The sequence below is a fragment of the Streptomyces sp. CNZ287 genome (assembly GCF_007827615.1).
On the sequence record NZ_VISV01000010.1, the window covers coordinates 1 to 23,814 of the forward strand.

A 23,814-nucleotide genomic window follows, 5' to 3' on the forward strand; every position below is an offset into this window, starting at 1 on the left:
CTTCGGTGTTCCATAACCGTAGCGGATTGTCCCGGCGGCGCAAAATCCGGCCGCCCGCCGAAAAGAACCGGGCATGCCGATTCAACCCCGACGAAAGGGAGACGATCACACAACGAGTAGATGGGACGAGCCGCCCCCTCAGGAACGGCCACCGTCGCACTCCGGAACCTCAACGGCCCCGTGGCAACCCGAAGAACCTTACGGAGCGGCCCGACCCGTGTCAAGCGCGATCAACGGCTAGTCCAAATCGGACAGTCGACCGCTCGCATCGGGCTGGGCGTCCTCGACGCGGCGGAGGAGGCGGGTCAGCAGCTCGCCGAGCAGGGTGCGTTCGGCCGGGGTGAGGTCCTGGAGCAGGTCCTCCTCCCAGTCCGTGCCCATGCGCATGGTCGCGAACCACTTCTCCCGGCCCAGCTCGGTGATGCCGACGATGACGCGGACGCGGTTGGCCTCGTCGCGTTCGCGGGTGACCAGGCCCTCGGCGACCATACGGTCGATGCGGTGGGTCATCGCGGCGGGGGTGAGGCCGAGGCGCTTGGCCAGCTCGCCGGGGCCGAGCTGGTAGGGGGCGCCGGCGAGGACGAGGGCCTTGAGTACTTCCCACTCCGCGCCGTTGATGCCGATGTCGGAGAGGTGGCGGCCGTAGGCGACGGTCATGCGGCGGTTGAGCCGGCTGAGGGCCGAGACGATCTGCTCGACCTGCGGGTCGAGGTCCTGGAACTCCCGCTGGTAGAGCGCGATCTGCTCGTCGAGGGAACGCAGCTCCTGCGTGGGCGTCCGTTCGGCATCGGGGGCCGGGGCGTCGCTGTCGGACATGGCCCGCAGTATTCCACCAATCTCGTTCGCGTCGAACTTCTCAGTCATGTAGTCTTTAGGTCTGAACTTTAGCATCGAAGTCTTCGACCCGGTAGCTCGTCAGCGCCGGGCCGCACGTGTGTAGGGGTGGTGAGCAGTGACACGCGAGACCGGAGCCGCGGCCCTCCGCAGGATCCAGGTGGGGAACGCGCTGAGTGCCTTCGGCAGCGGCTTCACCGTGCCGTACACGTTCTTGTACGTATCGCGGGTGCGGGATCTGGGCTCGACCACGGCGGGTGTCGCGCTCGCCGGGTTCGCCATGGCCGCGCTGCTCGTCCTGCCCTTCACCGGGCGGTTCATCGACCGGCGCGGGCCGCTGCCGGTGGCTCTTTTCGGCACGGTCGCGGCCGCGGCCGGCGCGCTCTCCCTGGGGCTGGCCTCGACGGCGCCGATGGTGCTCGCCTCGACGCTGGTCATGGGCGCCGGGATGGCGGTCATCCAGCCGGCGCTGGCGACGATGATCGTCTGGTGCTCGACGACGGTGACGCGGTCGCGGGCGTTCGCGACGCAGTTCTTCCTGAACAACCTCGGGCTCGGTGTCGGCGGTCTGCTGGGCGGGCTGCTCGTGGAGGAGGAGCACGCGGGGTCGTTCGTGCGGCTCTTCGCCATCGAGTCGGTGATGTTCCTGGTGCTCGGCGCCGTGGTGGCCACGGTGCGGCTGCCCCGCGGGACGCGCGCCGCGCACGCCGTGCCGGCGGGCGAGGGCGCCCGGGGGCGGTGGCGGATCCTGCTCGCGGACCGGGCGATGGTGTGGCTCTGCGTGCTGGGCTTCGTGATGTTCTTCGCCTGCTACGGGCAGTTCGAGTCCGGGCTGTCGGCGTTCGCGGTCGAGGTGTCGGGGATATCCCCGTCGACGCTCGGGGTGGCGCTGGCGGCGAACACCGCGGTGATCGTCGTGGCGCAGTTCGCCGTGCTGCGGCTCGTGGAGCGGCGGCGGCGCAGCCGGGTCATCGCCGCGGTCGGGCTCATATGGACGGTCGCGTGGCTGGTGGCCGGGGCCTCCGGGTGGGTCGCCGGCGGGCAGGCGATGGCGACCGCGGCGATCATCTCCACGTACGCGCTCTTCGGGCTCGGCGAGGCGATGCTCTCGCCGACCGTCGCGCCTCTCGTGGCTGATCTGGCGCCGGGTTCGCACATCGGGCACTACAACTCGGTGTTCGCACTGGTCAAGCAGTTGGCGCTGGCCATCGGGCCCGCCGTCGGCGGGCTGCTCGCGGGGGCCGGGGCGTACGGGGCATACATCTCGATGCTCGTCGTCTGCTCGCTGGGCATCACGGTGATGGGGCTCCGGCTGGGCCGACGGCTGACGCCGGTGCAGGACTACCCGCGGCTCGCGGGCACGGTGCAGGTGGCGGCCCACAAGCCGGCGGCGGCCGGGGCCGAGCCGGAGCCGGCACCCGTCCAGGCGGCCTAGGCACGTACCCGCGCAAGCTTCTGCCCGCGCGGGTACGCCCCGTTCCGTACCCGAACGTCAGTGGCCGTGCTCGCCCGGCAGGGCGAACTCGCACCACACCGCCTTGCCGCCGCCCAGCGTGCGCCGTGAGCCCCAGGTCGAGGCGATCGTGGCGACGATGGAGATGCCGCGGCCGTTCTCGTCGCCCGGCTCCGCATGGCGGCGGCGCGGGAGGCGGTCGTCGCCGTCGGTGACCTCGACGATGAGCCTCCGGTCCGTACGCCGCAGGCGCAGCCGCATCGGCGGGGAGCCGTGCTGGAGGGAGTTGGCGACGAGTTCGCTGGCCGCCAGCACGCCCAGTTCGCGCAGCTCCGCCGGGAAGCGCCAGCTCGCCAGGACGCCGTCCGCGAAGGCGCGGGCGCGCGGGGCCGCCTCGACGCCGCCGAGGAGGTCGAGCGCCGCGCTGCGGAACAGCTCGGCCTCGCCGTCGTCGCGCAGCGGGTGCTCCAGGACGAGCACGGCGACGTCGTCGTCGTGCTCGGCGGTGACGCCGAGGGAGCGGATGAGGCGGTCGCAGACGACGCCGGGTGCGCCCGCCGCGCCGGCGAACGCGCTCGCGAGCGCGTTCACGCCCTCCTCGATGTCCTGGCCGCGGCGCTCGATGAGGCCGTCTGTGTAGAGGACGGCGGTCGATCCGGGCGGGAAGGGCAGTTCGGCGGAGCCGTGCACCCAGCCTCCGGTGCCGAGGGGCGGTCCGGTGGGTTCGTCGACGCGGCGCACGGTGCCGTCCGCGTCGCGGATGAGGATCGGCAGGTGGCCGGCCGAGGCATGCACCAGGCGGCCCTCGTGCGGGTCGTGGACGGCGTATGCGCACGTGGCGATCTGGTTGGGGTCGATCTCGGCGGCGAGGCCGTCGAGGAGTTGGAGCACCTCGTGCGGCGGCAGGTCCAGGCGCGCGTACGCGCGTACCGCGGTGCGCAACTGGCCCATGACGGCGGCGGCGCGGACGCCGCGGCCCATGACGTCCCCGATGACCATGGCCGTGCGGCCGGCGCCGAGGGTGATGACGTCGTACCAGTCGCCGCCGACTGCGGCGTCCGTGCCGCCGGGCTGGTACTTGGCCGCGACCCGCAGGTCGTCCGGGTGCTCCAGCTTCTCCGGCAGCAGGCTGCGCTGCAGCGCCACCGCGGCCTCGCGCTGCATGCGCTCGCCCGCGCGCAGCCGCTCGGCGGCCTCCACCTGGTCGGTGACGTCGGCGGCGGAGACGAGCACGCCGCCGCTCTCGCCGACGTCGATGGGGCTGCAGGTGAAGGTGTACGAGCGGGAGTCGGGGGCGCGGCGGGCCTTGACGGTGCGCGGGGTGCCGCTGCGCAGCACCTGGTCCATCAGCGGCAGCAGGCCCAGCTCGGCGAGTTCGGGCAGCGCGTCGCGGGCGGGGCGGCCCGGGGCGCGGGCGCCGAAGACGGCGGCGTAGGCGTTGTTGACGTAGGCGGTGCGGTGGTCGGGGCCGTGGACGACCGCGACCGGTGCCGGCAGCCGGCCGAGGGTGGCGCTCACGGGCAGCTCGATCCCGGGGTCGACGTCGTGTTCCGTATCGGGTTTCGGGCCCGTGTCGCCGCCGCCGCTCGCCGTACCGCCCGGGTCGGCGTCCGGCTCGGCGCCGGCGGGCGGTTCCGCCGCGGCGCGGCGGCCCTGCCGTCCGGCGCGGGCGGAGGGGACGGCACCGCGGAAGCCCCGCGCGGCGGCGGTGCGGCGCGGGGATCCGGGGAGCCGGGGGCTCCAGCGCGTGAAGTTCAAGCGTGCCAGTCCCAGGTCCACTCGTTGGTCGTTCGTTTCGCTCCGTGCCGATTCGTGCCCGTCCATGGTCACATGCCCCGCCTCAGTCGCCGTCAGGGCCGCGACCCGACCGGGTGGCGAGTGCGAATTCCGCCCGGGGGCGTTCCAGCGAGCCGAGGGCGACGATCTCCCGTTTGAACAGTCCGGCGAGGGTCCACTCGGCGAGCACGTGGGCCTTGCGGCCCACGGTGGGGAGCTTGCCCAGGTGGTACGCACGGTGCATGAGCCAGGCAGGGTAGCCCTTCAGCCGGTGGCCGTACACATAGGCGATGCCTTTGTGGAGGCCGAGGGAGGCGACGGAGCCGGCGTAGCGGTGCCGGTAGTCGCGCAGGGGTGTGCCGCGCAGGGCGGCGGCCAGGTTGTCGGCGAGGACGCGGGCCTGGCGGACGGCGTGCTGGGCGTTGGGGGCGCAGAGGGCGCCGGGCTCGTCGGCGGTGAGGTCGGGTACGGCGGCCGCGTCGCCGGCGGACCAGACGGCGTCCTCGCCCTCGACGCGGAGGTCGGGGGTGCACCGCAGGCGGCCGCGGTCGTTGAGGGGCAGGCCGGTGGCGGCGAGCACGGGGTTGGGGCGGACGCCGGCGGTCCACACGAGGGTGCGGGTGGGGAAGCGGGCGCCGTCGTCGAGCTGGGCGACGCGGTCCGTACAGCTCGACAGACGGGTCTCCAGGCGTACGTCGATGCCGCGTTCGCGCAGGCGGCGTAAGGCGTACTCGCCGAGCCGCTCGCCGACCTCCGGCAGTATGCGGTCGCTCGCCTCGACGAGGACCCAGCGCATGTCCGCGGGGCGTACGCCGGTGTAGTAGCGGGTGGCGTAACGCGCCATGTCTTCAAGCTCGGCGAGTGCTTCCACGCCGGCGTAGCCGCCCCCCACGAACACGAACGTGAGCGCGGCCTCGCGGACGGCGGCGTCGCGGGTGGAGGAGGCGATGTCCAGTTGTTCGAGCACGTGGTTGCGGAGGCCGATGGCCTCCTCTATCGAGGTGAAGCCGATGCCGTACGCGGCGAGCCCGGGGACCGGCAGGACCCGGGAGACGGATCCGGGCACCAGCACGAGCTGGTCGTACGCCAGGTCCAGCGGCGGTTCGCCGGTCTCGTCGGTGGCGAGCGTCGCGACGCGGGCGGTGCGCGCGGATTGGTCGACGGACGTCACGCGGCCGGCGACCACACGGCAGCGGGGGAGCACGCGGCGCAGCGGCACCACGACGTGGCGCGGCTGCACGGAGCCGGCGGCGGCCTCGGCGAGGAAGGGCTGGTAGGTCATGTACGGGTCGGGGGCGACCAGGGTGATCTGCGCCGCGCCGCTTCTGAGCTGCTTGCCGAGGTGCTTCTGCAGCCGCATCGCCACTGCCATCCCGACGTTGCCGCCACCGACGACGAGTACGCGCGTCGGATTCGTCATGGGCAACCTCCTGCCTGGGGTCCCGCCTGGGGCCCGGCCTCGCCGCGCGCCGCCGGCGGCGGTGCGGGCCCGGGGCGAGGCCGCCGACGGCGACCTCGGAACACCCATGACGCACCGCGTTCGGACTTTTGTCCACAGGCGGGGGAAGGATTTCCGGCGCCCGTGGTGTCCGCCCCGCGACCGATCCTTATCCACAGCCCCTTCTCTCTTGACTTCTGCTGAACTATGTTCGTACGAGCCGGAGTGGCCCGACCAGATGCACTCGGGCAAGCAGGGTGGGGAGTCTCCGGGGGGAGACTGTCATAACCGGGGGAAACAGAGATGCAGGTTCAGAGCAGTCGTCTGTCAGCAAACATGTCGGGATCGGACACTTCCGGCGAACTGCCGGCGAATGGCCGGTCGGCGCTGCGGGTAGACGCGCAGCGCAATCTGGAGCACGTCCTGCGTGCCGCGCGCGAAGTGTTCGGGGAGCTGGGTTATGGCGCCCCGATGGAGGACGTCGCCCGCCGCGCCAGGGTCGGCGTGGGCACGGTGTACCGCCGCTTCCCGAGCAAGGAAGTGCTCGTCAAGCGCATCGCCGAGGCGGAGACCGCGCGGCTCACCGAGCAGGCCCGCGCCGCGCTGCAGCAGGAGGACGAGCCGTGGGCCGCGCTGGCCCGCTTCCTCCGCGCGTCCGTCGACTCCGGTGCCGGGCGGCTGCTGCCGCCGCAGGTGCTGGGCGTGACGGCGCAGGCGCCGGAGGGCGAGCCGCGGGTGCCGCAGCAGCGGCCCTCGCCGGACGGCACGGCGCCGCAGGCCGGCGGTGAGGGCGCGGGTGCGGGTGCGGAGAGCGTGAGCGTCGGCGGTACGGACGCGGCGGCGCTGCTCGACGTGGTCGGGCAGTTGGTCGCGCGGGCCCGGGACGCGGGGTCGCTCCGCGCCGACGTATCGGTGTCGGACGTGCTGCTGGTGATAGCCACCGCGGCGCCGTCCCTGCCGGACCCGGAGCAGCAGGCGGTCGCGTCCGCGCGGCTGCTGGACATCCTGCTCGACGGGCTGCGGCCGCACGCGGAGGGCTGAGCCCCGGGCGGTGCCCGACGGGGGTGCGCCGGGGTGTGCCTCGGCGTCCCCTGAAGGGCCCCGCGGGGGTTCCCCTTGACGGGTGGCCCCGCGGGCGGTGGTTCGTGTTGACGGCGTCGCCCGTCAGGGTGGCTCCCGCCGGGTGCCGGCTTCCGTTGGCGGCGTGGCGGCCCGTTCGTCAAGCGAGGCCGCCGTCTACCCCGACAGCGTGACCGGTAGTGCGCCGCGAGCGGGAAAACCCCCCCAACGGGTGGTCGACCGTTCAACCCGGACGGCGGCCACGGTCCGTTGTGACACGCTCACCCGAATGACGGGCTGGACGAGCGTCTACGGGAGCTTGTGGCATGGCAGTTGACGATCGGGACGATCGCGGGCATGCCATGGACGGCGGGTCCTCCGGCGGGACCGGGGCGACCTCCGGCGGTGCCGACGAGGCCGTGGGGGCGATTCCCCAGCAGCGTGAGCGGCGGGACGAGGGGGTCACGGGCCCCCTGCCCTCCGACACCGAGCTGGTCGGCCGGATGCGTAAGGGCGACGACAGCGCGTACGAGGAGCTGTACCAGCGGCACGCCCCGGCGGTCCGCCGGTACGCGCGCACCTGCTGCCGCGACCCGCACACCGCCGACGACCTCACCGCCGAGGTCTTCGCCCGCACACTCCAGGCGGTCCGCGGCGGCGCCGGTCCCGAGACCGCGGTACGGGCGTATCTGCTCACCACCGTGCGGCGGGTCGCCGCCGCCTGGACGAAGACCGCCAAGCGCGAGCAACTCGTCGACGACTTCGCCGTCTTCGCGACCCAGGCCGCACGGCCGGTCTCCGACGACGACACCCTCGACCGCGGCGCCGACGTACGGGCCATGCACGAGGCCGAGCAGTCGATGGCGGTGCAGGCGTTCCGCAGCCTGCCCGAGCGCTGGCAGACCGTGCTGTGGCACACGACGGTGGAGGACGAGTCGCCCAGCCAGGTCGCGCCGCTGCTCGGGCTCACGGCCAACGCGACCGCCGTCCTGGCGCACCGCGCCCGCGAGGGGCCGAAGCAGGCGTACCTCCAGGCGCACGTCTCGACCGCGCTCACCGCGGGCGGCGACTGCGCCCGTTACGCCGACCGGCTCGGCGCGTACGCCCGCGGCGGGCTGCGGATGCGCGCCGAGCGGGGGCTGCGCAAGCACCTGGACGACTGCGCGCGGTGCCGCATGGCGGCGGTCGAGGTCGCAGACGTCAACTCCCGGCTCAGCACGCTGCTTCCGGTCGCGGTGGTCGGCTGGTTCGCGTCGGCCGCGGCGGCGAAGGCCGCCGGGTTCGCGGGCGTCGGCGCCGGTGCGGGGGCCGCGGCGGCGGCGAGCGGCGTCGGCGGCGGGGCGGAGCGCCTGGGCGCGGCCAGGTTCACCGTCTACGGCGACGACGCCCGGCTCTGGCGCTCCGACTGGGTCGAGGCGGGCGAGCAGGCGGCCATGGTCGACGTGGGCCCGCCAGTCCGGCACCGAGACCATCCGGCTGGAAGCGGAACCGCAGCACCCCGTCCACACCGCGGCACTGACGGACTGGGCGGACTCGGTCATCGACTGCCGCTGAGCGCCGCCCCGTCCCCCGCCTGGTCCGCCACTGTCCGGCGCGCCCGAGCGCGAGGCCCGTACGCCCCCGCGCACCGCGCCGCCGGGCGCGCCCGGGTACGTACCCCTACGCCGGCGCGACCAGCAACGGGCGGGCGCGCTCGCGCAGTTCCGCCACCATCGGCTCGTCGCCGTACGGCTCCAGCCGGGCCAGCAGGTCCTTCACGTACTCCGTCGTCCGCGCCGACGAGATCCGGCCCGCGACCTCCACCGCCCGCGTGCCCTGCGCGCACGCCGCGTCGAGGTTCCCCGACTCCAGCTCCGCGACCGCCGCCACGATCAGCCGCAGCCCGTGCGAGCGGACGAACGCCTCCGTCGGCCGCGCCAGCGCCTGTTCGGTGAACCGCCGCACCTGGAGCGGCACTCGCAGGTCGCGGTAGCACTCGGCGGCGTCGGCGGCGAGCCGGTCGTAGGCGTAGAAGTCGAGCCAGGCCGGGTCCGGGTCGCCCTCGCGGGCGCGCTCCAGCCAGCTCTCCGCCGCCGCCAGGGCCGTGCCGCACGACGCCTCGTCCTGTGCGCGGGCGTGCGCCCGCGCCTCGACGAGGTGGAAGAAGCTCATCGCACGCGCCGTCGCCAACCCCCTGTTGCGCTCGATCGCCGCCTGGGCGAGGTCCACGCCCTCGTCGGCGAAGCCGCGGTACGTCGCCTGGAGCGACATCGACGCCAGCACGTACCCGCCGAGCGGCACGTCCGCCGCCGCGCGCGCGAGCCGCAGCGCCTGGATGTAGTACCGCTGGGCCGCCTCCTGCTGCCCCGTGTCGAAGGCCATCCACCCGGCGAGCCGGGTGAGTTCTGCGGTCGCGCCGAAGAGCGAGCGCCCGACCTCGTCGGTGTACGCGCCGAGCAGCAGCGGCGTCGCGTCCACCCGCAGGCACTCCGGCACCATCGACGCCCGCCAGTCGCCGCCCCCGTACTTGGAGTCCCAGCGCCGCGCCTCCTCGGCCGCGTCGCGCAGCTTGGCGACGTCGCTGTGCCCCACGCGCCGCGGCGCCGAGCCGTCGGCGACGGGCGCGTGCTGGGGGTCGACGCCGTTGAGGCCGCGGGCGACCGAGCCGTCGGCAGGCGTGATCAGCCAGCGGGAGGCGGGCGTCGCGTACGCGCTGACGGCGAAGGAGCCCGCGAGGCTCTGCCAGATGCCGCCGCTGCCCGCGCGCCGCCCGGCGAGGTCGAGCCGGTACAACTCGGTGGCCGAGCGCACCGCCTCGCCGACGTCGCGCGGGAAGGCGAGGCCGACCTCGGGCGCCGGGTCGGTGTCGGCCAGCCCTATCTCGTGCAGTGGCACGGGGCGGCCGAGCTTGCCGGCGATGGCGGTGGCGATCAGGTGGGGCGCGGCGCCCTGGGGCACCATCCCCTTCGTCACCCAGCGGGCGACGGACGTCTTGTCGTACCGAAGCGTCATGCCGCGCTGCGCGCCGAGGTCATTGACCCGGCGGGCGAGTCCGGCGTTGCTGATCCCGGCGAGCGCGAGCATGTGGCCCAGCTTCTCGTTCGGACCGCGTGGCGTCCTGGACATGCACACCCCTCGACCACCGACGGCTCCCGTCCGGCAGGTGGGGATCCGGCCGGGTCGCATATGCACCCAGCGTAGTTCGCCGGATCCCGACCGTTAAGAGGAATGTTTCCGGATGGCGGGATTGCAGCGCGCGTGCTCCGGGGTCGTGTGGCGGTGCGCCGTACGTGCGCTCTGCCCCCAAAGGGCCGCGCACGCTTGGCTGGTTGTCCGTGGGTCGGCTCGCCGCGCCTGGGAAAGCGGCGGGCCTGGGGAACTCCGCCGTCATTCATCCCCGCGGGCGGCGGCTCACGGTCCGGGGAGCGCGGGACGCTTCCCGGACCGCACAAGCCCGGAAGACGGGCTTGGTTGGCCGGGATTGCGCCGTGTGCAGAATGGCTGAATGACGCCCCTTGCCCGGGGTGTAGATCCGGGCGTGCGGGACGGTCGCACCGGAGTCCGGGCACCGCCCGGGTGTCCGTACCGCGTTCCGGACGGCGCGCGCGGGCCGGTCCGCAGCGTCTGCTGATCCTCTTCCTCGTGCACGGCCCCCGCCGGGCCGCCCAACTGCCGAGAGCGCACCCGCGCGGCGCCCTCCGGGGGCGCTTCCGGCCGCGACGGGCCAGACTCCCGCGCGACCGCATCCACTCACATGCGCCCCTCTCGTGGCAGCATTGGTCCTGACGAAACGGCAGTACGCCCTGAGCATGGCGGAGTTGATGCCGATCGCCCGGCTCGCCTGGCTCGCTTGGCATATGCCGATACGTCCCCAGTTGCCCACGAGGAGGCACGCATGCGGTGGTTGGTGGGGTGGAGCAGTGCCGCCGCCGCGCCCTCGTTCCTCGACGGTGCGCAGTCCGCCGACGACTATGACCTCCACCCCGTCGGCGCCCAGCTCGTCTGGGGCGGCGCCGATCCGCTGTGGGCGGTCGGCGACTGGCGGCCGGACGAGATCCGCGTCGTCGACGTCGCGCCGCTGATCCGGCTCGCGATCTTCGGCACCTGCGGCGCGAGCGACGACCAGTTGCGCGTGGGCCTGCTGTCCGCCCGCGGCGGTGCCGTACGGCACCTGACCGCCTGGTCCGGCGGGTACACCGCCGTCGCACAGGTCGGCCGCCGCACCACCGTCCTCGGCGACCTCGCCGGCGCGCGCCCCGTCTTCCACGCCGCCTGGGACGGCGGCACGGCGTACGCGACCGCCGCGCTGCCGCTCGCCGACCTGATCGAGGCCGAGCTGGACGTCAGCCACCTCGCCGCCCAACTCGCCTGCCCCGACGTGCCGGAGGCGCTCGGCGACGGCACGCCGTACGCCGGCGTGCGCCGCGTGCCTCCCGGCCACGCGCTCATCCTCCGCGAGGGCGCCAAGGAGATCACCGGCTACGAGCCGCGCGCCTCCCTCGCCGTCGCCGCCCCCTCCCTGGACACCGAACCGGCGGTGGCGGGCGTGCGCGACGCGCTGGTGGAGTCCGTACGCGCCCGGCTGGCCGCCCCGCGCCACGCGCCGGAACCCGGCTACGGCGGCCTCGACCCCGGCCCCGTACCCGGCATGGGCCCGGCCGACCGGCGCGCCTCCCGCGGCCCCGCGCCCGGCATCGGCGCCGACCTGTCCGGCGGCATCGCCTCCGGCACCCTCGCGCTGCTGGCCGCCGGGCTGCCCGGCGTGCCCGGCACGCCGCCGGGGCTGGGGCCCGGGCAGGGCGAGCGGCTGGTGGCCGTGACGTTCAACGACCTGACCGCACGCGCCGACGAGGGCGAGCTGGAGCGGGCCCGCACCATCGCCGCCAACCCGCGGCTGCACCACGTGGTGGTGGCCGCCGGCGAGGCGGCGCTGCCGTACGCGGACCTGGAGAGCATGCCGCTCACCGACGAGCCGGGGCCCTCCCTGGTCGCCGCCGCCCGGCACCGGCGCCGGCTCACCGCGGGCAGCGCCGACCACCTCGTGGGCGTCGGCGCCCGCGAGGTCCTCGACGCGCACCCGGCCCGGCTCGCGGACCTGCTGCTGGACCGCAGGCGGCGCTCGCTGTTCCGGCCCGTGACGGCGCTGGCGCGCGCGGAGGGCTCGGTGCTGGCGCCGCTGACCGTCTACCGCGCGGCCCGCCGGCTGGCCCGTACGACGTACTGGGAGGGCATCTCCGAAGGCGCCGACGCGCTCCTCGACGACCCCGCGGGCGGGCTCGGCGGGGCGCCCGGGCGCAGCAGGGGCGCGCTCGACGCGTCGCTGGCCGCGCTGAGCTGGTGCCGACCGGGGCCCGCGGCGCGGTGGCTGACGGGCGAGGCGCTGGCCGAGGTGTCGGTACGCCTCCGCGGCTCCGCGGGCACGGCGAACGGCGACGGCACCGGCCGCCCCGGCGAGCGCCGCGCCGCCGCGGCGCTGGCGCAACTGGGCGCCGACTACCGCGTCTTCGAACAGGCCGCGGAGGTGAGGTTCCAGCGGCTGCACGCTCCCTTCCTCGACAACCAGGTCGTACGGGCCTGCCGCGCCCTGCCCGAGGCGCTGCGCGTGCAGCCGGGCGCGCGGGCGGCGGTGCTGGGCGCCGTGCTCGACGGCGCGGGCATCCGCGGGCTGCCGCCGGGCTGGGGCGCGACGACCGGCCCCGCCGCGGCCGCCGCGTCGGCGGAGCGCATCGGGCTGCGCCGCGCCTCGACGGAACTGGCCGACCTCTTCCACCGGCCGCTGCTGGCGGACGCGGGGCTCGTGGAGGGCCGGGTCGTACGCAAGGCACTGCGCGCGGCGGCGGACGGCGAGCCGCTGCCGCTGGGCGGTCTCGCGGAGCTGGTCTCGACGGAGCTGTGGCTCCAGCGGCTGCTGATGCGGCGCGGGTCCTGCTGGACGGGCGATGCGGCGCCGCGGCAGCGCGCGGTGGCGGGCGGGGTGCCGCCGCGGCTGCCGCTGTAGGAGGTTCGCGGCACCCGGACAAAGGGCTGTGCGGCACCCGCGGTAGGGCTGTACGGCACCCGCGGTGAGGGCCCTGCGGCACCCGCGGTGAGGGCCCTGCGGCACCCGCGGTGCGGGGCTCCCGCGGCCCCTGGTTTGGCCGCGGCCGAGCCGGTCGAGGGATGATGGGGCAGACCCCTCCCGGAGGTGCCATGGCGGACGACTGCGACGTCCTCGTGATCGGCGCCGGCATCGTCGGCCTCTCCACGGCGTACGCGCTGACGCGCGCCGCCCCCGGCATCCGCGTCGTCGTCCTGGAGAAGGAGCCCGGCCCGGCCCAGCACCAGACCGGGCGCAACAGCGGTGTGATCCACAGCGGGCTGTACTACCGGCCGGGCTCGCTCAAGGCGCGCTACGCGGTGCAGGGAGCCACCGAGATGGTCGCGTTCTGCGCCGAGCACGGGCTGCCGCACGCGGTCACCGGCAAGATCGTCGTCGCCACCGACCGGGACGAGCTGCCGCGCCTGCACGCCCTGGCGCAGCGCGGGCGCGAGAACGGCATCCCGGTGCGCGAGCTGGGGTCCGCGCAGATCACGGAGTACGAGCCGCACGTGCGCGGGCTGGCGGCGCTGCACGTGGCGACCACGGGGGTGTGCGACTTCCGGGCGGTGGCGCGGACGCTGGCGGAACTGGCGCGGGAGGCGGGGGCGGAGGTGCGGTACGGGACGGAGGTCCGGGCGATCGCGAGGCGCCCGCACGGGTCCGGTACCGCGGGCGGGGCAGCCCCCGCGGCCGACGCGGCACGCTCCGGCGGCACCGGTGCCGCCGGTGCCGCCGGTCCCTCCGTCCGCCCTGTCGCCGCGGTCCGCTCCGGTGTCGCCGTCCGCTCCGGTGTCGCCGTCCGCACCGCCGCCGGTGACGTCGTCCGCGCCCGCGCCCTCGTCAACTGCGCCGGCCTGCACTCCGACCGCATCGCCCGCCTCGCCGGCGACCGCCCCGGGCTGCGCATCCTCCCCTTCCGCGGCGAGTACTACGAGCTGGCCCCGCACGCCGCCGACCTCGTCCGCGGCCTCGTCTACCCCGTCCCCGACCCCACGTTCCCCTTCCTCGGCGTCCACCTCACCCGCGGCATCGACGGCGCCGTCCACCTCGGCCCCAACGCCGTCCCCGCGCTGGCCCGGGAGGGCTACTCCCGTACGCGCCTCAGCCCCCGCGACGCCGCCGCCGCGGTCGCGTACCCGGGTAGCTGGCGCATAGCCCGCCGCCACTGGCGCTACGGTCTCGGCGAACTCCGCCGCTCCCTCTCCCGCCGGGCGTTCACCCAGGACGTACGGCGCATGCTGCCCGCCGTCGACGAGAAGGACCTGCGCCCGGCGCAGCCGGGGGTACGGTCGCAGGCGGTGCTGCCGGACGGCACGCTGGTGGACGACTTCCGCTTCGCGGAGGGGCCGCGCACGATCCACGTACTGAACGCGCCGTCCCCGGCGGCGACCGCGGCGCTGCCGATCGGCAGGGAGGTCGCCCGCAGGACGCTCGCCCTGCTGTGACCGGCGGGGGCCGTCCCCGGGACCGGCTCGGGGACCGGCTCGGGGCCTTCGTAAACTGGGAACACTGTGTCCGACCACTCCGATCAGCACGATCGTCCCCAGCCCAGGTTCCCCGACGGCCCCGCCCCCGCGCCCGCCGGGCCGCACGACGAGCGCCGTATCCGCTCCTTCGTGCCGCGCCGCAGCCGCGTGACCCTCGCACAGGGCGAGGCCCTGAAGCGGCTCTGGCCGAAGTGGGGCTTCGACATCGACGGCGCGTCCGTACTCGATCTGGACGACCTCTTCTGCGGCCTCCCCGTCATCCTCGAAATCGGCTTCGGCATGGGCGAGGCGACCGCGGACATGGCCGCCGCCGACCCCGCGACCGGGATCCTCGCCGTCGACGTCCACACCCCCGGCCAGGGCAACCTGCTGCGGCTCATCGAGCAGCGCGGCCTGACGAACGTACGCATCGGCAACGGCGACGCCGTCATCCTGCTGCGCGAGATGCTGCCCCCGGCCGCGCTCGCGGGGATGCGGATCTACTTCCCGGACCCGTGGCCCAAGAAGAGGCACCACAAGCGCCGGCTCATCCAGCCGGAGTTCCTGGCGCTGGCGGCGTCACGGATGGCGCCGGGAGCGGTGCTGCACTGCGCGACGGACTGGGAGCCGTACGGGGAGTGGATGCTGGAGACGCTGGAGGCGTCACCGTACTTCGAGAACACCCACCCCGGCGGCTACGCGCCGCGGCCGGCCTTCCGCCCGCGTACGCGCTTCGAGGGGCAGGGGCTTGGAAAGGGGCACATCGTGAACGATCTGCTCTTCCGCCGCATCAGCGATAAATAGCCCGTCGCGCGCGGCGGGAGGACTGGCTAGGGTCGAAGGGTGCGGTACGAAGGCGCTCAGCTCATGACCCGGCCGCGGGAGCCCGAGGAATTCGGCCCGCGCCCGGAGTACGAGGACGCGCGCCCCAAAGCGGCGGAAACCACCGCACACACCCTTCCCGCCGGCCGGCGGTTCTGGCGCAGAAGGGGCGTACGCATAGGCGCGGTGGGGACCGTGCTGACGCTGGCGGGGCTGGCGATCCTGTGGCTGGTGTGGACGGAGACCGGCACGCACGGGATGCTCCTGGGCAGCGGGCTGGCGCTGCTGCCGGTGCCGCTGCTGATCGCGGGCTTCCTGTGGCTGGACCGGGTGGCGCCGGGACCGTGGCGCTACCGCGTCTTCGCGTTCGCCTGGGGCGCCTTCGCCGCGACGCTCGTCGCGATGCTGGCGAATACCTTCGCCGCCCGCTGGATCGCCACCGGCCTGCCGACGGCGTCGTCACGCGAGGCGGACCTGTGGGGGATGGCGGTCGTGGCGCCGGTGGTGGAGGAGAGCGCGAAGGCGGCGGCGATACTGCTGATCTTCCTCTTCCGCAGGCACTACTTCTCCGGCCTGGTCGACGGCCTGGTGCTGGCGGGGATCATCGGCACGGGCTTCGCGTTCACCGAGAACATCCTCTACCTGGGCAGGGCGTACGAGGAGAACCAGACCTTCGGCGACTCCGGCCCCCTGGCGACGGTGACCGTGACGTTCATCGCCCGGATCGTCTTCTCCCCGTTCGCGCACCCGCTGTTCACGGCGATGGCGGGCATAGGCTTCGGCCTGGCGGCCATGACGGTCGCCGGCCAGCGCGTACGCCGCGTGCTCCTGCCGGTGGCCGGCCTGCTGCTGGCGATCGCGATGCACGCGCTGTGGAACGGCTCGGCGGTGATGAACGGCTACGCCTTCCTCGGCGCGTACGCCTTCGTGATGGCGCCGGTGTTCGGCCTGCTGGTGTGGCTGGCGGTCTGGTCCCGCGGCGGCAAACTCCGCACGATACGCACCCAGCTCCCCGCCTACGCCCAGGCCGGCTGGCTGGTCCCCGCGGAACCGGTGGCCCTCTCCTCGCTGCGCATCCGCAAGATAGCCCGCAGCCTGGCCCGCCACGCCCACGGCGAGGAGGCCCGCCGCGCGGTCGCCGACTACGAACGCGCGGCGACCACCCTGGCCCTGCTCCGCGCGCAGGCGACGCAGGGCCGCCCGGCGAAGGACTACGCGACCCGCGAACAGGCGCTGCTGACGGCGATGTGGCAGAACAAGGCGCTAGCCCAACCCGCCCTCACCAGAGCCGCCTACACCACCAACCCACCCCGCCCCCACCCCTGGCCCCCACGTCAGGGCACTGCGCACCCACCCCACCCCCCACGCCCCTGACGCGCAGTCGCCCGGCCTTCCCACGCTGTCAGAGGGCCGCCTTACGATGCCCCCATCCCCTACAGCGGCCCGCCCGCGCATGCAGGCAAGGAAGGGACGAGGAGCCTCGTGCCGAAACAGACCAAGCACGCTTTCTTCGGCGAGCCAGCAGGCGTCGCGGACGGCGACTGGTTCCCGTCGCATCGCGCCCTGTACGAAGCCGGACTCCACCGTTTCAAAGACCAGGGCATCTCCGGCACCGAGAAGACTGGCGCGGACTCAATAGTGCTCTCCGGCGGGTACGTGGACGATGTCTACGGCGACGAGGAGATCATCTACACGGGGGCCGGTGGTCGAGACCGCAACAGCCGCCTCCAGATAGCTGACCAGCACTTCGACACGCGCGGCACAGCGGCACTCGTCGTTTCGCAGGTCAAAGGACTGGAGATCCGCGTCATCCAAGGACTCCGCATAGAGCGACGACGGGCCGAAGGGGGGTACCGCTATCGGGGCCTGTGGCAGGTCCAGGAGCACTGGTTCACGATAGGTAAAGAGGGCTTCCGAATATGCCAGTTCAGGCTCACGAAGCTCCGCCCGGGGGAGCGCCCTGTCCCCCGCCCCGTGACCGGCCCTGCTGATACTCCGACGGGCGCGGGAGCGCGAACGCGGGAGTACATCGAGCGGGAACAGCTCAAACGAGACTCTTCGGTCGTACGGCAAGTGAAGGATCTGTACGACAACAGGTGCCAGATCTGCGCCGAACGAATAGTGGTTTCACCCCCCGATGTCGCCTTCAGCGAAGGCGCACATATCCAGGCTCTCGGCAGACCTCACGACGGGCCGGACACCCCAAGCAATGTGCTTTGCCTCTGCCCGAACTGCCACGCGCGATTCGATCGAGGAGCGCTTCAACTCTCCGACTCACTGATGGTGATCAACGGACTGACGGGGGCCGAGCGTTCGCCCCTCACCGTGAATCCCGGCCACGCCATAGACGTGACCTACGTCCGCCAGCACCGTTCCCGTTGGGCAAGCCGCGACAGCGCCCCGGATTCTCCCGCAGGGGCCCACGCCTGAAGTCAGCGTGAGGTGGTGGCGATTTCATCCTCAAGGCAGGACTCCGCCCGCGCCAACGCCGTGTCCGGGTCACAGCCGTGGGTCTCCAGCCAGCGGAGGACGTCGGCGATGAGGTGGGTTGCGGCGTCTTCGAGGATGGCCGCGCTCAGGGGAGAGTTGGCACGGAGGGTGCGGTGGTGTTGTTGGCGGTAGAGGATGAGGAGGGCCTCGGCGGCGGTGACGCGGTCGCCACCTGCGTGGGCGGTTGGGGAGTCGAGGCCCGTGGCCAGTTCTACCCAGGTGGTTTTGCCGTCGTCGCGGAGTTCCACACCCCAGTCGGCGGCCGTGGCGGCGACGAGGAGTAGGCCCCGACCGGTTTCGTCATCGGGGGTTGGCTTGGCCAGAATCGGGACTGAGTTCGTACCGGGGTCGTGGAGTTCGAGGCGAAGGCGGGTGTCCCGCATCGAGGTCGTGAGCGTGACCGGGACGCCGGTGCCCACGTGGCAGATGACGTTGGTGACAAGTTCGGTCACGCAGAGTTGAGCAGCGTGAACCACATGTGGCAAGCCCCAGAGCCGCAGGTGGCGTTGGAGAACGCGGCGTAGTCCGACAACCTCCTCGGGGTGGGCAGGGAAGTCCAGTTCCCAGCGCTTACGCACCAGGCACTTGCCCCAGACAGTGCGATCGGGGTGGTCGGTCTTGTGCATCTCCGGTCACGATCCTTTGATTGTTGCTCTCCGTATCTCTACAGTCGCCCAACGTGCGTAGGGTTTGAAGGGGATGGGTGTCCCAAGACCACCGTTGAGAGACGAGGACCTCCATGGCACAACGACCACGCGAGTTGACCCCCGACCGATCAGCACGCCACCTCTTCGGCTTCGAAATGCGCCGCTGTCGCGAACACGCCGGCATGAGTCTCGAAGGACTGGCCGAGGTCGTGAAGTACAGCCGAAGCCACCTGGCGCGGATTGAGGTGGCCGCCTACATGCCGCCGCCTGATCTGGCCGCGGCGCTGGACGCGGCCTTCGGGACGGATGGGATCTTCCAGAGGCTTTACGCGCTCGCCAGACACGAGGTGCACCCGGACAAGTACCGGCGAAGGATGGAGCTGGAAGCTCAGGCACGCGCCATCGGCGAGTACGCGGGAGTCCTGGTGCCTGGGATCGTACAGACGGAGGATTACGCACGCGCTGTTTTCCGGGCGCAGAAGCCCCGGGCCACCGGCGACCAGATCGAGGAGATGGTTACCGCCCGCATGGGACGGCAGGCGTTGCTGGCATCCGATCGACCGCCCGAGTTCTCGGCTGTTCTGGACGAAGCAGTGCTGCGTCGTCCGGTTGGAGGACCTGGTGTGATGGGCGAGCAACTCGACCGGCTGCACAAGTTGACGCACACGGAGACAACGGTGGTGCAGGTGCTTCCGTTTGTGCACGGAGAACACGCCTTGCTGGGTGGCTCGTTAGCACTGTTCACGCTGGAACGCGGGACCTTTGTCGCCTATGAAGAGAGCATCGGGACAGGTCAACTGCTGGAGGATCCGGAACTGGTCGACGCGCGTCGGCGCGCCTACGATCTGCTCAGGGCGTACGCGTTGTCGCCCAAGGATTCTGCGGAGCTCATCCAGTCGATAAAGGAGACGTTCTCGACATGAGCACGATCCACTGGGTCAAGTCCAGCTACAGCAACGGTGATGGCGGCGGGTGTGTCGAGTGGGCGCCGGTCGTTGCCGCCTCGGGCGTTGTTCCCGTGCGGGACAGCAAGGATCCCGATGGACCTGCCCTCGCGTTCTCTGCCGCGGGGTGGCGGGCCTTCGTTGCGGGCGTTCGGGCCGGAGAGTTCGCCGAGCGCTTCTGACCTTGCCCGAAGGTCCATGGTCCGGGAGTTATCCACAGGGGGAAGCGGAGGGTGGGGATCCGGGAGAGGGTGGGGGCATGACGGGGGAACTTGGGTCGCTGGGTGCGTTGGCGGCGGCGAATGGTGGGGTGTTGGTTTGTGCCGAGGCGTTGGCGGCCGGGTGGTCGTCCGGGGTGTTGGTGCGGCGGTTGCGGAAAGAGGGGTGGCGGAAGGTTCGGGCCGGGGTGTGGGTGGAGCCGGGGCGGGTTCCTGATCTGCGGTTGCGGTTGCGGGTGGCGCAGGCCGGGCGGCCGGAGCTGGTCGTCAGCCACAGTGCCGCGGCTCATCTCCTCGGGGTCGAAGTCCTCGCCGTGCGGCCCGAGTTCACCCACGTGCGGTCGCGGGGGCGGGCGCCCGAGGGGTGCCTGCTGCATCGGACCGCCCTGAGTGACGACGAGATCGTCAGCGTCGCCGGGCTGCGCGTGACCGACGCGTCGCGGACCCTCGTCGACCTGCTGCGTACGGCCGAGCGGGACGCCGCGCTCGTGGCCGTGGAGTCCGCCCTGACCCGGCGGCCCCTGGCGCCCGGCGGAGGGTGGCCGCGGCGGTGGCGCGAGCAGGTGACCGATCTGCATGCGGTCTCCGAGGCCCTTGCCGGCATCGGGCAGCGGCGGGGTGTGGTCCAGGCGCGGCAGCGGCTGGCGCTCGTCGATCCTCGCTCCGGCTCGCCCGCCGAAACCGTCGCGCGGTTGCGGATGTACGACGCCGGGCTGCGGCCGCTCAGCCAAGTGCCGTTCACCGCGCCCAACGGGCGGCGGATACGGGTGGACTTCTTCTTTCCGGTGGCGGGGCTCGTCGTCGAGATCGAGGGCTACGGCTTCCACGGCGGCCGGGCCGCCCATCGGGCCGACGTCGAGCGCTTCAACGACCTGGGGCGCTGTCCCGAGGTCCGGCGCATGCTCCGGTTCACCGCGGCCGATGCCTTCGAGCGGCCCCAGCGGATGCTCCACGCCATCCGCGCCGCCCTGGGTGAGATCGCCGCCGGGGGATCCCACCCTGCCGATGCTGCCGCCCGTGCGGCAGCGAGTGCCGGGGCCTCCAGCGCCGCTGCCGAGGTCACTGCCTCTGCCACCGCGGCTGCCTGAATCGCCGCCGCTGGTCTGCCCGCGATGTCCGCCGTGCGTGGCAGGCTGCCGCCATGGACGCCTGCGTCAGGAACATCGTGCTCGACTGCGCCGACGCCCGTCAGCTCGCCGACTTCTACACGCAGTTGCTCGGCATGCGGGTCATCCGCGAGGACTGGATGGTGATCGCCAAGGACGAAGACAGCTTTCCACGGCTGGCATTCGAGGAAGTCGAAGGCTACCGGCCGCCGCTCTGGCCCGATCTCGACCGCACCTACCCCCAGCAGATGCACATTTGCTTCGGCGTCGACGACTCCACCGCCGCCGGCGAGCTGGCGCTGCGGCTCGGGGCCACGCGGCTCTCCGAGGCGGGGGGCAGTTGCCCGGTGTTCGCCGACCCCGCCGGGCATCCGTTCTGCCTCTGCGGGCCCGGGGAGTAGGTCCCGGGAAAGTGCCGACGGCCCTGGTGTCGGGGGGTCGGCCACCAGGGCCGCCGGCGGTCTCGGTGCGTGCTCGGACGCCACGGGGGAAGTTGCGTTCGGGCACGCCGGAGACGTGGGAGAGGGGTTATGGGGGCTTGCGGTCCGTGCGGCGGGTGGCCGTCCCGGCCGTGAGGGCCGGGGCGCTGGGCCCGCCGGGTGGATCAGACCGGGGCGCCGTTGTTGCGCAGCCAGGCGAGGGGGTCCACTGCGTCCCCGCCGCCGGGTCGTACCTCAAGGTGCAGGTGCGGGCCGGTGACGTTGCCCGTGGCGCCCACGCGCCCGATGACGTCGGCGGTCGTCACCTCGCCGGAGGACTGGATGATGGAGGACAGATGGCAGTACCAGACTTCGGTGCCGTCCTCGAGCGTGAGGACGATGCGGTAGCCGTACGAGCCGGCCCAGCCGGCCTCGGTGATCGTGCCGCCGTGCACCGCCTTGACCGGGGTGCCGGTGGAGGCGGCGAAGTCCTGGCCCGTGTGGCCCGCGGCCCACATGTCGCCGGACTCGCCGAACGTCGAGGTGAGCGTGTAGTTCGCGACCGGGGCGACGTAGCTGGCGGCGAGCTTCGCGAGGCGCTCCGCCTCCGCCTTGCGGCGGGCTTCCTCTTCCGCCTTGCGGCGGCGCTCCTCCTCCAGGCGGCGCTGGCGCTCCTCTTCCGCCGCCTTCGCCTCGGCGGCCTCCTCGGCCGCCTGCTTGGCGGCCTCGGCCTCGGCCGCCGCGCGGGCGGAGGCGTCGGCCTCCGCCTGCTGCTGCTCGGCCTGCTCCAGGATGCGGGCCCGCAGCGCCTCGCCGGAGTCGGCGGGCTGGTTCGCGGTGTCGGTGTCGCTCGCGTAGCTGACCTGGGTGAGCGGAGCCGTGGTGACGACCGAGTCGGAAGCGGGCTCCTCCTCGCTCGGCATCAGGTCGCCGACGCCCGGCAGGCTCTCCGCGTCGGGGAGTTGGGCGCCTATCCGGTTCGCCACGGTGTCGACCTGGTCGGGCATGGATATCGCGACCGGCGGCTTCTCCTGCGCCGTGGCCATACTGCCCGCGCCGACGGCGGCGAAGACACCCACGCCGAGTACGGCGCCGCTGCGCGCCATGCTGCCGCCGCGCTGCCGGGGAAGGCGCCGACGGCCGCGGGAGGGAAGGTCGTCCTCGGGGAGGACTTCGTCGACCGGCTCTTCGGCGGCGTGACCGGTGGGCGCATACCCCTCGGGGGCGTGGCCGCCGGGCGCATAGCCGTCGTAGCCGTAATCGTCATAGCCATGGCCGTAGCCAGGCCCAGACCTGTAGGACGCCACGAAGGCGTACTCCTTTCCTTCCTTCTCGCCTACCGGGTTAGCTGACGGGTTCGGAGCAGGAAGGTCTCCTACGGGCCGCTTCCTCGCGGAAGTTGGCCCGATTCACCCCAAGGTGGTGGTTCCCCGGTTCCCTAGGTGTTGCCGTTGCTGCAGTTGTGACTCGTGCGGGATTCGGCGACGGCGCACGGTGCCGCCTCTTGCGACGGCAGTGACGACCGCGCTGCGTTACCGCACGCTAGCGGACGACGGCGTTCGATTCCAAGTCGTTCCCGTTATTCAGTTGTGCTTCACCGCGGACGATCCGGGCATGCACCAGCGGAAACGGACAAGTTGACGCCCTGATTACGCGCAGTGAGGTCCGGTCGTTAGCTGATCGTGCATCAGTTGTTATGCGGAGGGGCGCTGTTCCGCTACGGAGCGTGTGCGGCCGGGGGCGAGTCCGGCGGCTCCGCGAACGGTGTACGGGAGCGGGCGAGGGCGAACAGCGCCATGTCGTCCGCGATCCTTCCGCCCGTATAACGGGTCACGTCGTCCAGGAGGGTGTCCAGCAGTTCGTGCGGCCCGTCGAACAGCCGGCCGTCCAGCCGGGTCAGCGGATCGTAGAAGACGCCCGCCTTGTTCCGCGCCTCGGTCACGCCGTCCGTGAAGAGAACGAGCGCCGCGCCCGGCGGGAACTCCTCCTCCATCAGCTCGTCCGGCCACGTACCCAGGTCGCCCATGCCCAGCGGCAGCGCGTGCTCGTGCGGGTGCAGCGTGCGCGCCGCGCCGTCCGGCCCGAGCAGCAGCGGCGCCGGATGGCCGCGGTTGAGCAGCCGCAGCGCGCCGCCCTCGCGGTCGACCTCCGCCAGCACCGCGGTCGTGAACCCCTCCACCCGGTCGAGGCCGCTGCGCCCCGTCTCCTGGCGCTGCAGCGCGCGTTCCAGCCGCCGCGCGACTCCCGCGAGCCCCGCCTCCTCCTCGGCCGCCTCCCGGAAGGCGCCGATGACGACCGCCACGGACTCCACCGCCTCCAGCCCCTTGCCGCGTACGTCGCCGACGATGCAGCGCACGCCGTACGGGCCCTCCTGCACGGCGTAGAGGTCGCCGCCGATCCGGGCGTCGGCGTCCGCGGCCTGGTAGCGGGCCGCGACCCGCAGCGTGCCGAAGCCGTCCGGCGGATTCGGCAGCACGGCACGCTGCGCGGCGACGGCGACATGGCGGGCGGAGGTCAGCCGGCGGTAGTTGCGCTGGATGAGGACGTTGATGCCGACCGCCAGGGCACCGAGCACGGCCTGCGACACCATATGGGTGAGTGCGTGGGTCCTCGTGGCGGTGCCGTGGAGGATTTCGAGCACGACGTTCACCACCAGGGCGGCGACGGCGACGGCGACGGTGCCGCGCAGAGTGAGCAGCGCAGCGGCGACCAGCGGGGTGGTCTCGAAGACCGGCAACGATCTCAGCCCCTCCGGCGTGAACCAGAAGAACACCGCTCCCACGACGATCAGCACGGCCGGCAGCCACCGCAGCACCCAGCGGACCCGCCGCTCACCGCCGGTGGCATTGGGACGACTGGACCGGACCATCTGGTCCAGCGCACTGTTACCCACGCGGTAGGCCCGCCCCTTCTCGTACGGGGCGCGTCGCTCGGCGTACGAGCCGCTCTTCGCGCCGTGCGAAGCGCGGCCCCCGCGCGGGCCGCCCTCGTCCTGCCCCGCGCCCTGCGCGCCGTCCTCCCGCACCGGCTGCACCTGCCCTCTCCTGCGCTGCCCTTCCAGTGCTGTCCTCCCCATGCGGCCGA

The 23,814-nt window shown here is 73.1% G+C and carries 18 protein-coding genes, 1 pseudogene and 1 riboswitch; of the genes and pseudogenes, 12 read left to right on the forward strand and 7 right to left on the reverse strand.

Features of this window, described 5'->3' with window-relative positions:
- Positions 1–237: 237 nt before the first annotated feature.
- A complete protein-coding gene (locus FB457_RS18805; RefSeq protein ID WP_047017400.1) occupies positions 238–816 on the reverse strand; it encodes a MarR family winged helix-turn-helix transcriptional regulator in 579 nt (192 codons plus the stop codon).
- Between the two features lie 136 nt (positions 817–952).
- On the opposite strand from FB457_RS18805, the gene FB457_RS18810 reads away from it, so the two are divergent.
- Positions 953–2,269 (forward strand): MFS transporter, encoded by a 1,317-nt coding sequence (locus tag FB457_RS18810; RefSeq protein ID WP_145782501.1) that lies wholly within the window; start codon positions 953–955, stop codon positions 2,267–2,269.
- A 57-nt stretch (positions 2,270–2,326) separates the two neighbouring features.
- On the opposite strand, the gene FB457_RS18815 is transcribed toward FB457_RS18810, so the two are convergent.
- A complete protein-coding gene (locus tag FB457_RS18815; protein ID WP_186462003.1) occupies positions 2,327–4,045 on the reverse strand; it encodes a SpoIIE family protein phosphatase in 1,719 nt (572 codons plus the stop codon).
- An 82-nt stretch (positions 4,046–4,127) separates the two neighbouring features.
- The gene (locus FB457_RS18820; protein WP_145782507.1) at positions 4,128–5,483 is read right to left on the reverse strand and encodes an NAD(P)/FAD-dependent oxidoreductase; all 1,356 of its coding nucleotides are present in this window, start codon (positions 5,481–5,483) and stop codon (positions 4,128–4,130) included.
- Between the two features lie 354 nt (positions 5,484–5,837).
- Between FB457_RS18820 and FB457_RS18825 the strand changes: the two genes are divergently transcribed.
- Positions 5,838–6,542: a TetR family transcriptional regulator gene (locus tag FB457_RS18825; protein ID WP_145782509.1), complete on the forward strand. Its 705-nt coding sequence runs from the start codon at positions 5,838–5,840 to the stop codon at positions 6,540–6,542.
- Positions 6,543–7,063: 521 nt separating this feature from the next.
- Positions 7,064–7,510: pseudogene (locus tag FB457_RS36260) on the forward strand (RNA polymerase sigma factor); the annotation flags it as partial.
- 709 nt (positions 7,511–8,219) lie between these two features.
- Here FB457_RS36260 and FB457_RS18835 read toward each other — a convergent pair.
- Positions 8,220–9,665, reverse strand: coding sequence for an NsdA family TPR-like regulatory protein (locus FB457_RS18835; protein ID WP_047017395.1), 1,446 nt, complete (start codon positions 9,663–9,665; stop codon positions 8,220–8,222).
- Between the two features lie 769 nt (positions 9,666–10,434).
- Between FB457_RS18835 and FB457_RS18840 the strand changes: the two genes are divergently transcribed.
- From FB457_RS18840 to FB457_RS36265, 5 genes are all read left to right on the forward strand, one after another.
- Positions 10,435–12,537, forward strand: a complete 2,103-nt coding sequence (locus FB457_RS18840; protein ID WP_047017394.1) for an asparagine synthase-related protein — start codon at positions 10,435–10,437, stop codon at positions 12,535–12,537.
- A 191-nt stretch (positions 12,538–12,728) separates the two neighbouring features.
- Positions 12,729–14,063, forward strand: a complete 1,335-nt coding sequence (gene lhgO, locus FB457_RS18845) for an L-2-hydroxyglutarate oxidase (RefSeq protein WP_145782511.1) — start codon at positions 12,729–12,731, stop codon at positions 14,061–14,063.
- 66 nt (positions 14,064–14,129) lie between these two features.
- Positions 14,130–14,888, forward strand: coding sequence for a tRNA (guanosine(46)-N7)-methyltransferase TrmB (trmB, locus tag FB457_RS18850; RefSeq protein ID WP_047017392.1), 759 nt, complete (start codon positions 14,130–14,132; stop codon positions 14,886–14,888).
- Between the two features lie 63 nt (positions 14,889–14,951).
- Entirely contained in the window at positions 14,952–16,280 is a 1,329-nt protein-coding gene (locus FB457_RS18855) for a PrsW family intramembrane metalloprotease (protein ID WP_145782644.1), read from the forward strand.
- 108 nt (positions 16,281–16,388) lie between these two features.
- The gene (locus FB457_RS36265; protein WP_145782512.1) at positions 16,389–17,336 is read left to right on the forward strand and encodes a YDG/SRA domain-containing protein; all 948 of its coding nucleotides are present in this window, start codon (positions 16,389–16,391) and stop codon (positions 17,334–17,336) included.
- 2 nt (positions 17,337–17,338) lie between these two features.
- Here the strand turns inward: FB457_RS36265 and FB457_RS18865 are convergent, their stop codons facing one another.
- Positions 17,339–18,022, reverse strand: coding sequence for an ATP-binding protein (locus tag FB457_RS18865; protein WP_145782513.1), 684 nt, complete (start codon positions 18,020–18,022; stop codon positions 17,339–17,341).
- Positions 18,023–18,135: 113 nt separating this feature from the next.
- Between FB457_RS18865 and FB457_RS18870 the strand changes: the two genes are divergently transcribed.
- The 4 genes from FB457_RS18870 to FB457_RS18885 all read left to right on the forward strand — a co-directional run bounded on the left by FB457_RS18870 (position 18,136) and on the right by FB457_RS18885 (position 20,712).
- Entirely contained in the window at positions 18,136–18,966 is an 831-nt protein-coding gene (locus FB457_RS18870) for a helix-turn-helix domain-containing protein (protein ID WP_047017388.1), read from the forward strand.
- Positions 18,963–19,169, forward strand: coding sequence for a DUF397 domain-containing protein (locus tag FB457_RS18875; protein WP_047017387.1), 207 nt, complete (start codon positions 18,963–18,965; stop codon positions 19,167–19,169). The genes FB457_RS18870 and FB457_RS18875 overlap by 4 nt, the downstream gene beginning before the upstream one ends.
- Positions 19,170–19,393: 224 nt before the next feature.
- Positions 19,394–20,293: a PDDEXK family nuclease gene (locus FB457_RS18880; RefSeq protein ID WP_253911381.1), complete on the forward strand. Its 900-nt coding sequence runs from the start codon at positions 19,394–19,396 to the stop codon at positions 20,291–20,293.
- A 53-nt stretch (positions 20,294–20,346) separates the two neighbouring features.
- Positions 20,347–20,712, forward strand: coding sequence for a VOC family protein (locus FB457_RS18885; RefSeq protein WP_145782515.1), 366 nt, complete (start codon positions 20,347–20,349; stop codon positions 20,710–20,712).
- A gap of 203 nt (positions 20,713–20,915) precedes the next feature.
- Here FB457_RS18885 and FB457_RS18890 read toward each other — a convergent pair whose 3' ends face one another.
- Positions 20,916–22,037: a peptidoglycan DD-metalloendopeptidase family protein gene (locus FB457_RS18890; protein ID WP_145782517.1), complete on the reverse strand. Its 1,122-nt coding sequence runs from the start codon at positions 22,035–22,037 to the stop codon at positions 20,916–20,918.
- 11 nt (positions 22,038–22,048) lie between these two features.
- A riboswitch (cyclic di-AMP (ydaO/yuaA leader) is annotated at positions 22,049–22,191 on the reverse strand.
- A gap of 256 nt (positions 22,192–22,447) precedes the next feature.
- Positions 22,448–23,764, reverse strand: a complete 1,317-nt coding sequence (locus FB457_RS18895; protein WP_145782518.1) for a PP2C family protein-serine/threonine phosphatase — start codon at positions 23,762–23,764, stop codon at positions 22,448–22,450.
- Positions 23,765–23,814 lie beyond the last annotated feature (50 nt).

Coding starts and splice junctions, on each gene's coding strand:
- FB457_RS18805 (WP_047017400.1), bottom strand. CDS start 816: ATGTCCGACAGCGACGCCCCGGCCCCCGATGCCGAACGGACGCCCACG.
- FB457_RS18820 (WP_145782507.1), bottom strand. CDS start 5,483: ATGACGAATCCGACGCGCGTACTCGTCGTCGGTGGCGGCAACGTCGGG.
- FB457_RS18825 (WP_145782509.1), top strand. CDS start 5,838: ATGTCGGGATCGGACACTTCCGGCGAACTGCCGGCGAATGGCCGGTCG.
- FB457_RS18835 (WP_047017395.1), bottom strand. CDS start 9,665: ATGTCCAGGACGCCACGCGGTCCGAACGAGAAGCTGGGCCACATGCTC.
- FB457_RS18840 (WP_047017394.1), top strand. CDS start 10,435: ATGCGGTGGTTGGTGGGGTGGAGCAGTGCCGCCGCCGCGCCCTCGTTC.
- lhgO (WP_145782511.1), top strand. CDS start 12,729: ATGGCGGACGACTGCGACGTCCTCGTGATCGGCGCCGGCATCGTCGGC.
- FB457_RS18855 (WP_145782644.1), top strand. CDS start 14,952: ATGACCCGGCCGCGGGAGCCCGAGGAATTCGGCCCGCGCCCGGAGTAC.
- FB457_RS18865 (WP_145782513.1), bottom strand. CDS start 18,022: ATGCACAAGACCGACCACCCCGATCGCACTGTCTGGGGCAAGTGCCTG.
- FB457_RS18870 (WP_047017388.1), top strand. CDS start 18,136: ATGGCACAACGACCACGCGAGTTGACCCCCGACCGATCAGCACGCCAC.
- FB457_RS18875 (WP_047017387.1), top strand. CDS start 18,963: ATGAGCACGATCCACTGGGTCAAGTCCAGCTACAGCAACGGTGATGGC.
- FB457_RS18885 (WP_145782515.1), top strand. CDS start 20,347: ATGGACGCCTGCGTCAGGAACATCGTGCTCGACTGCGCCGACGCCCGT.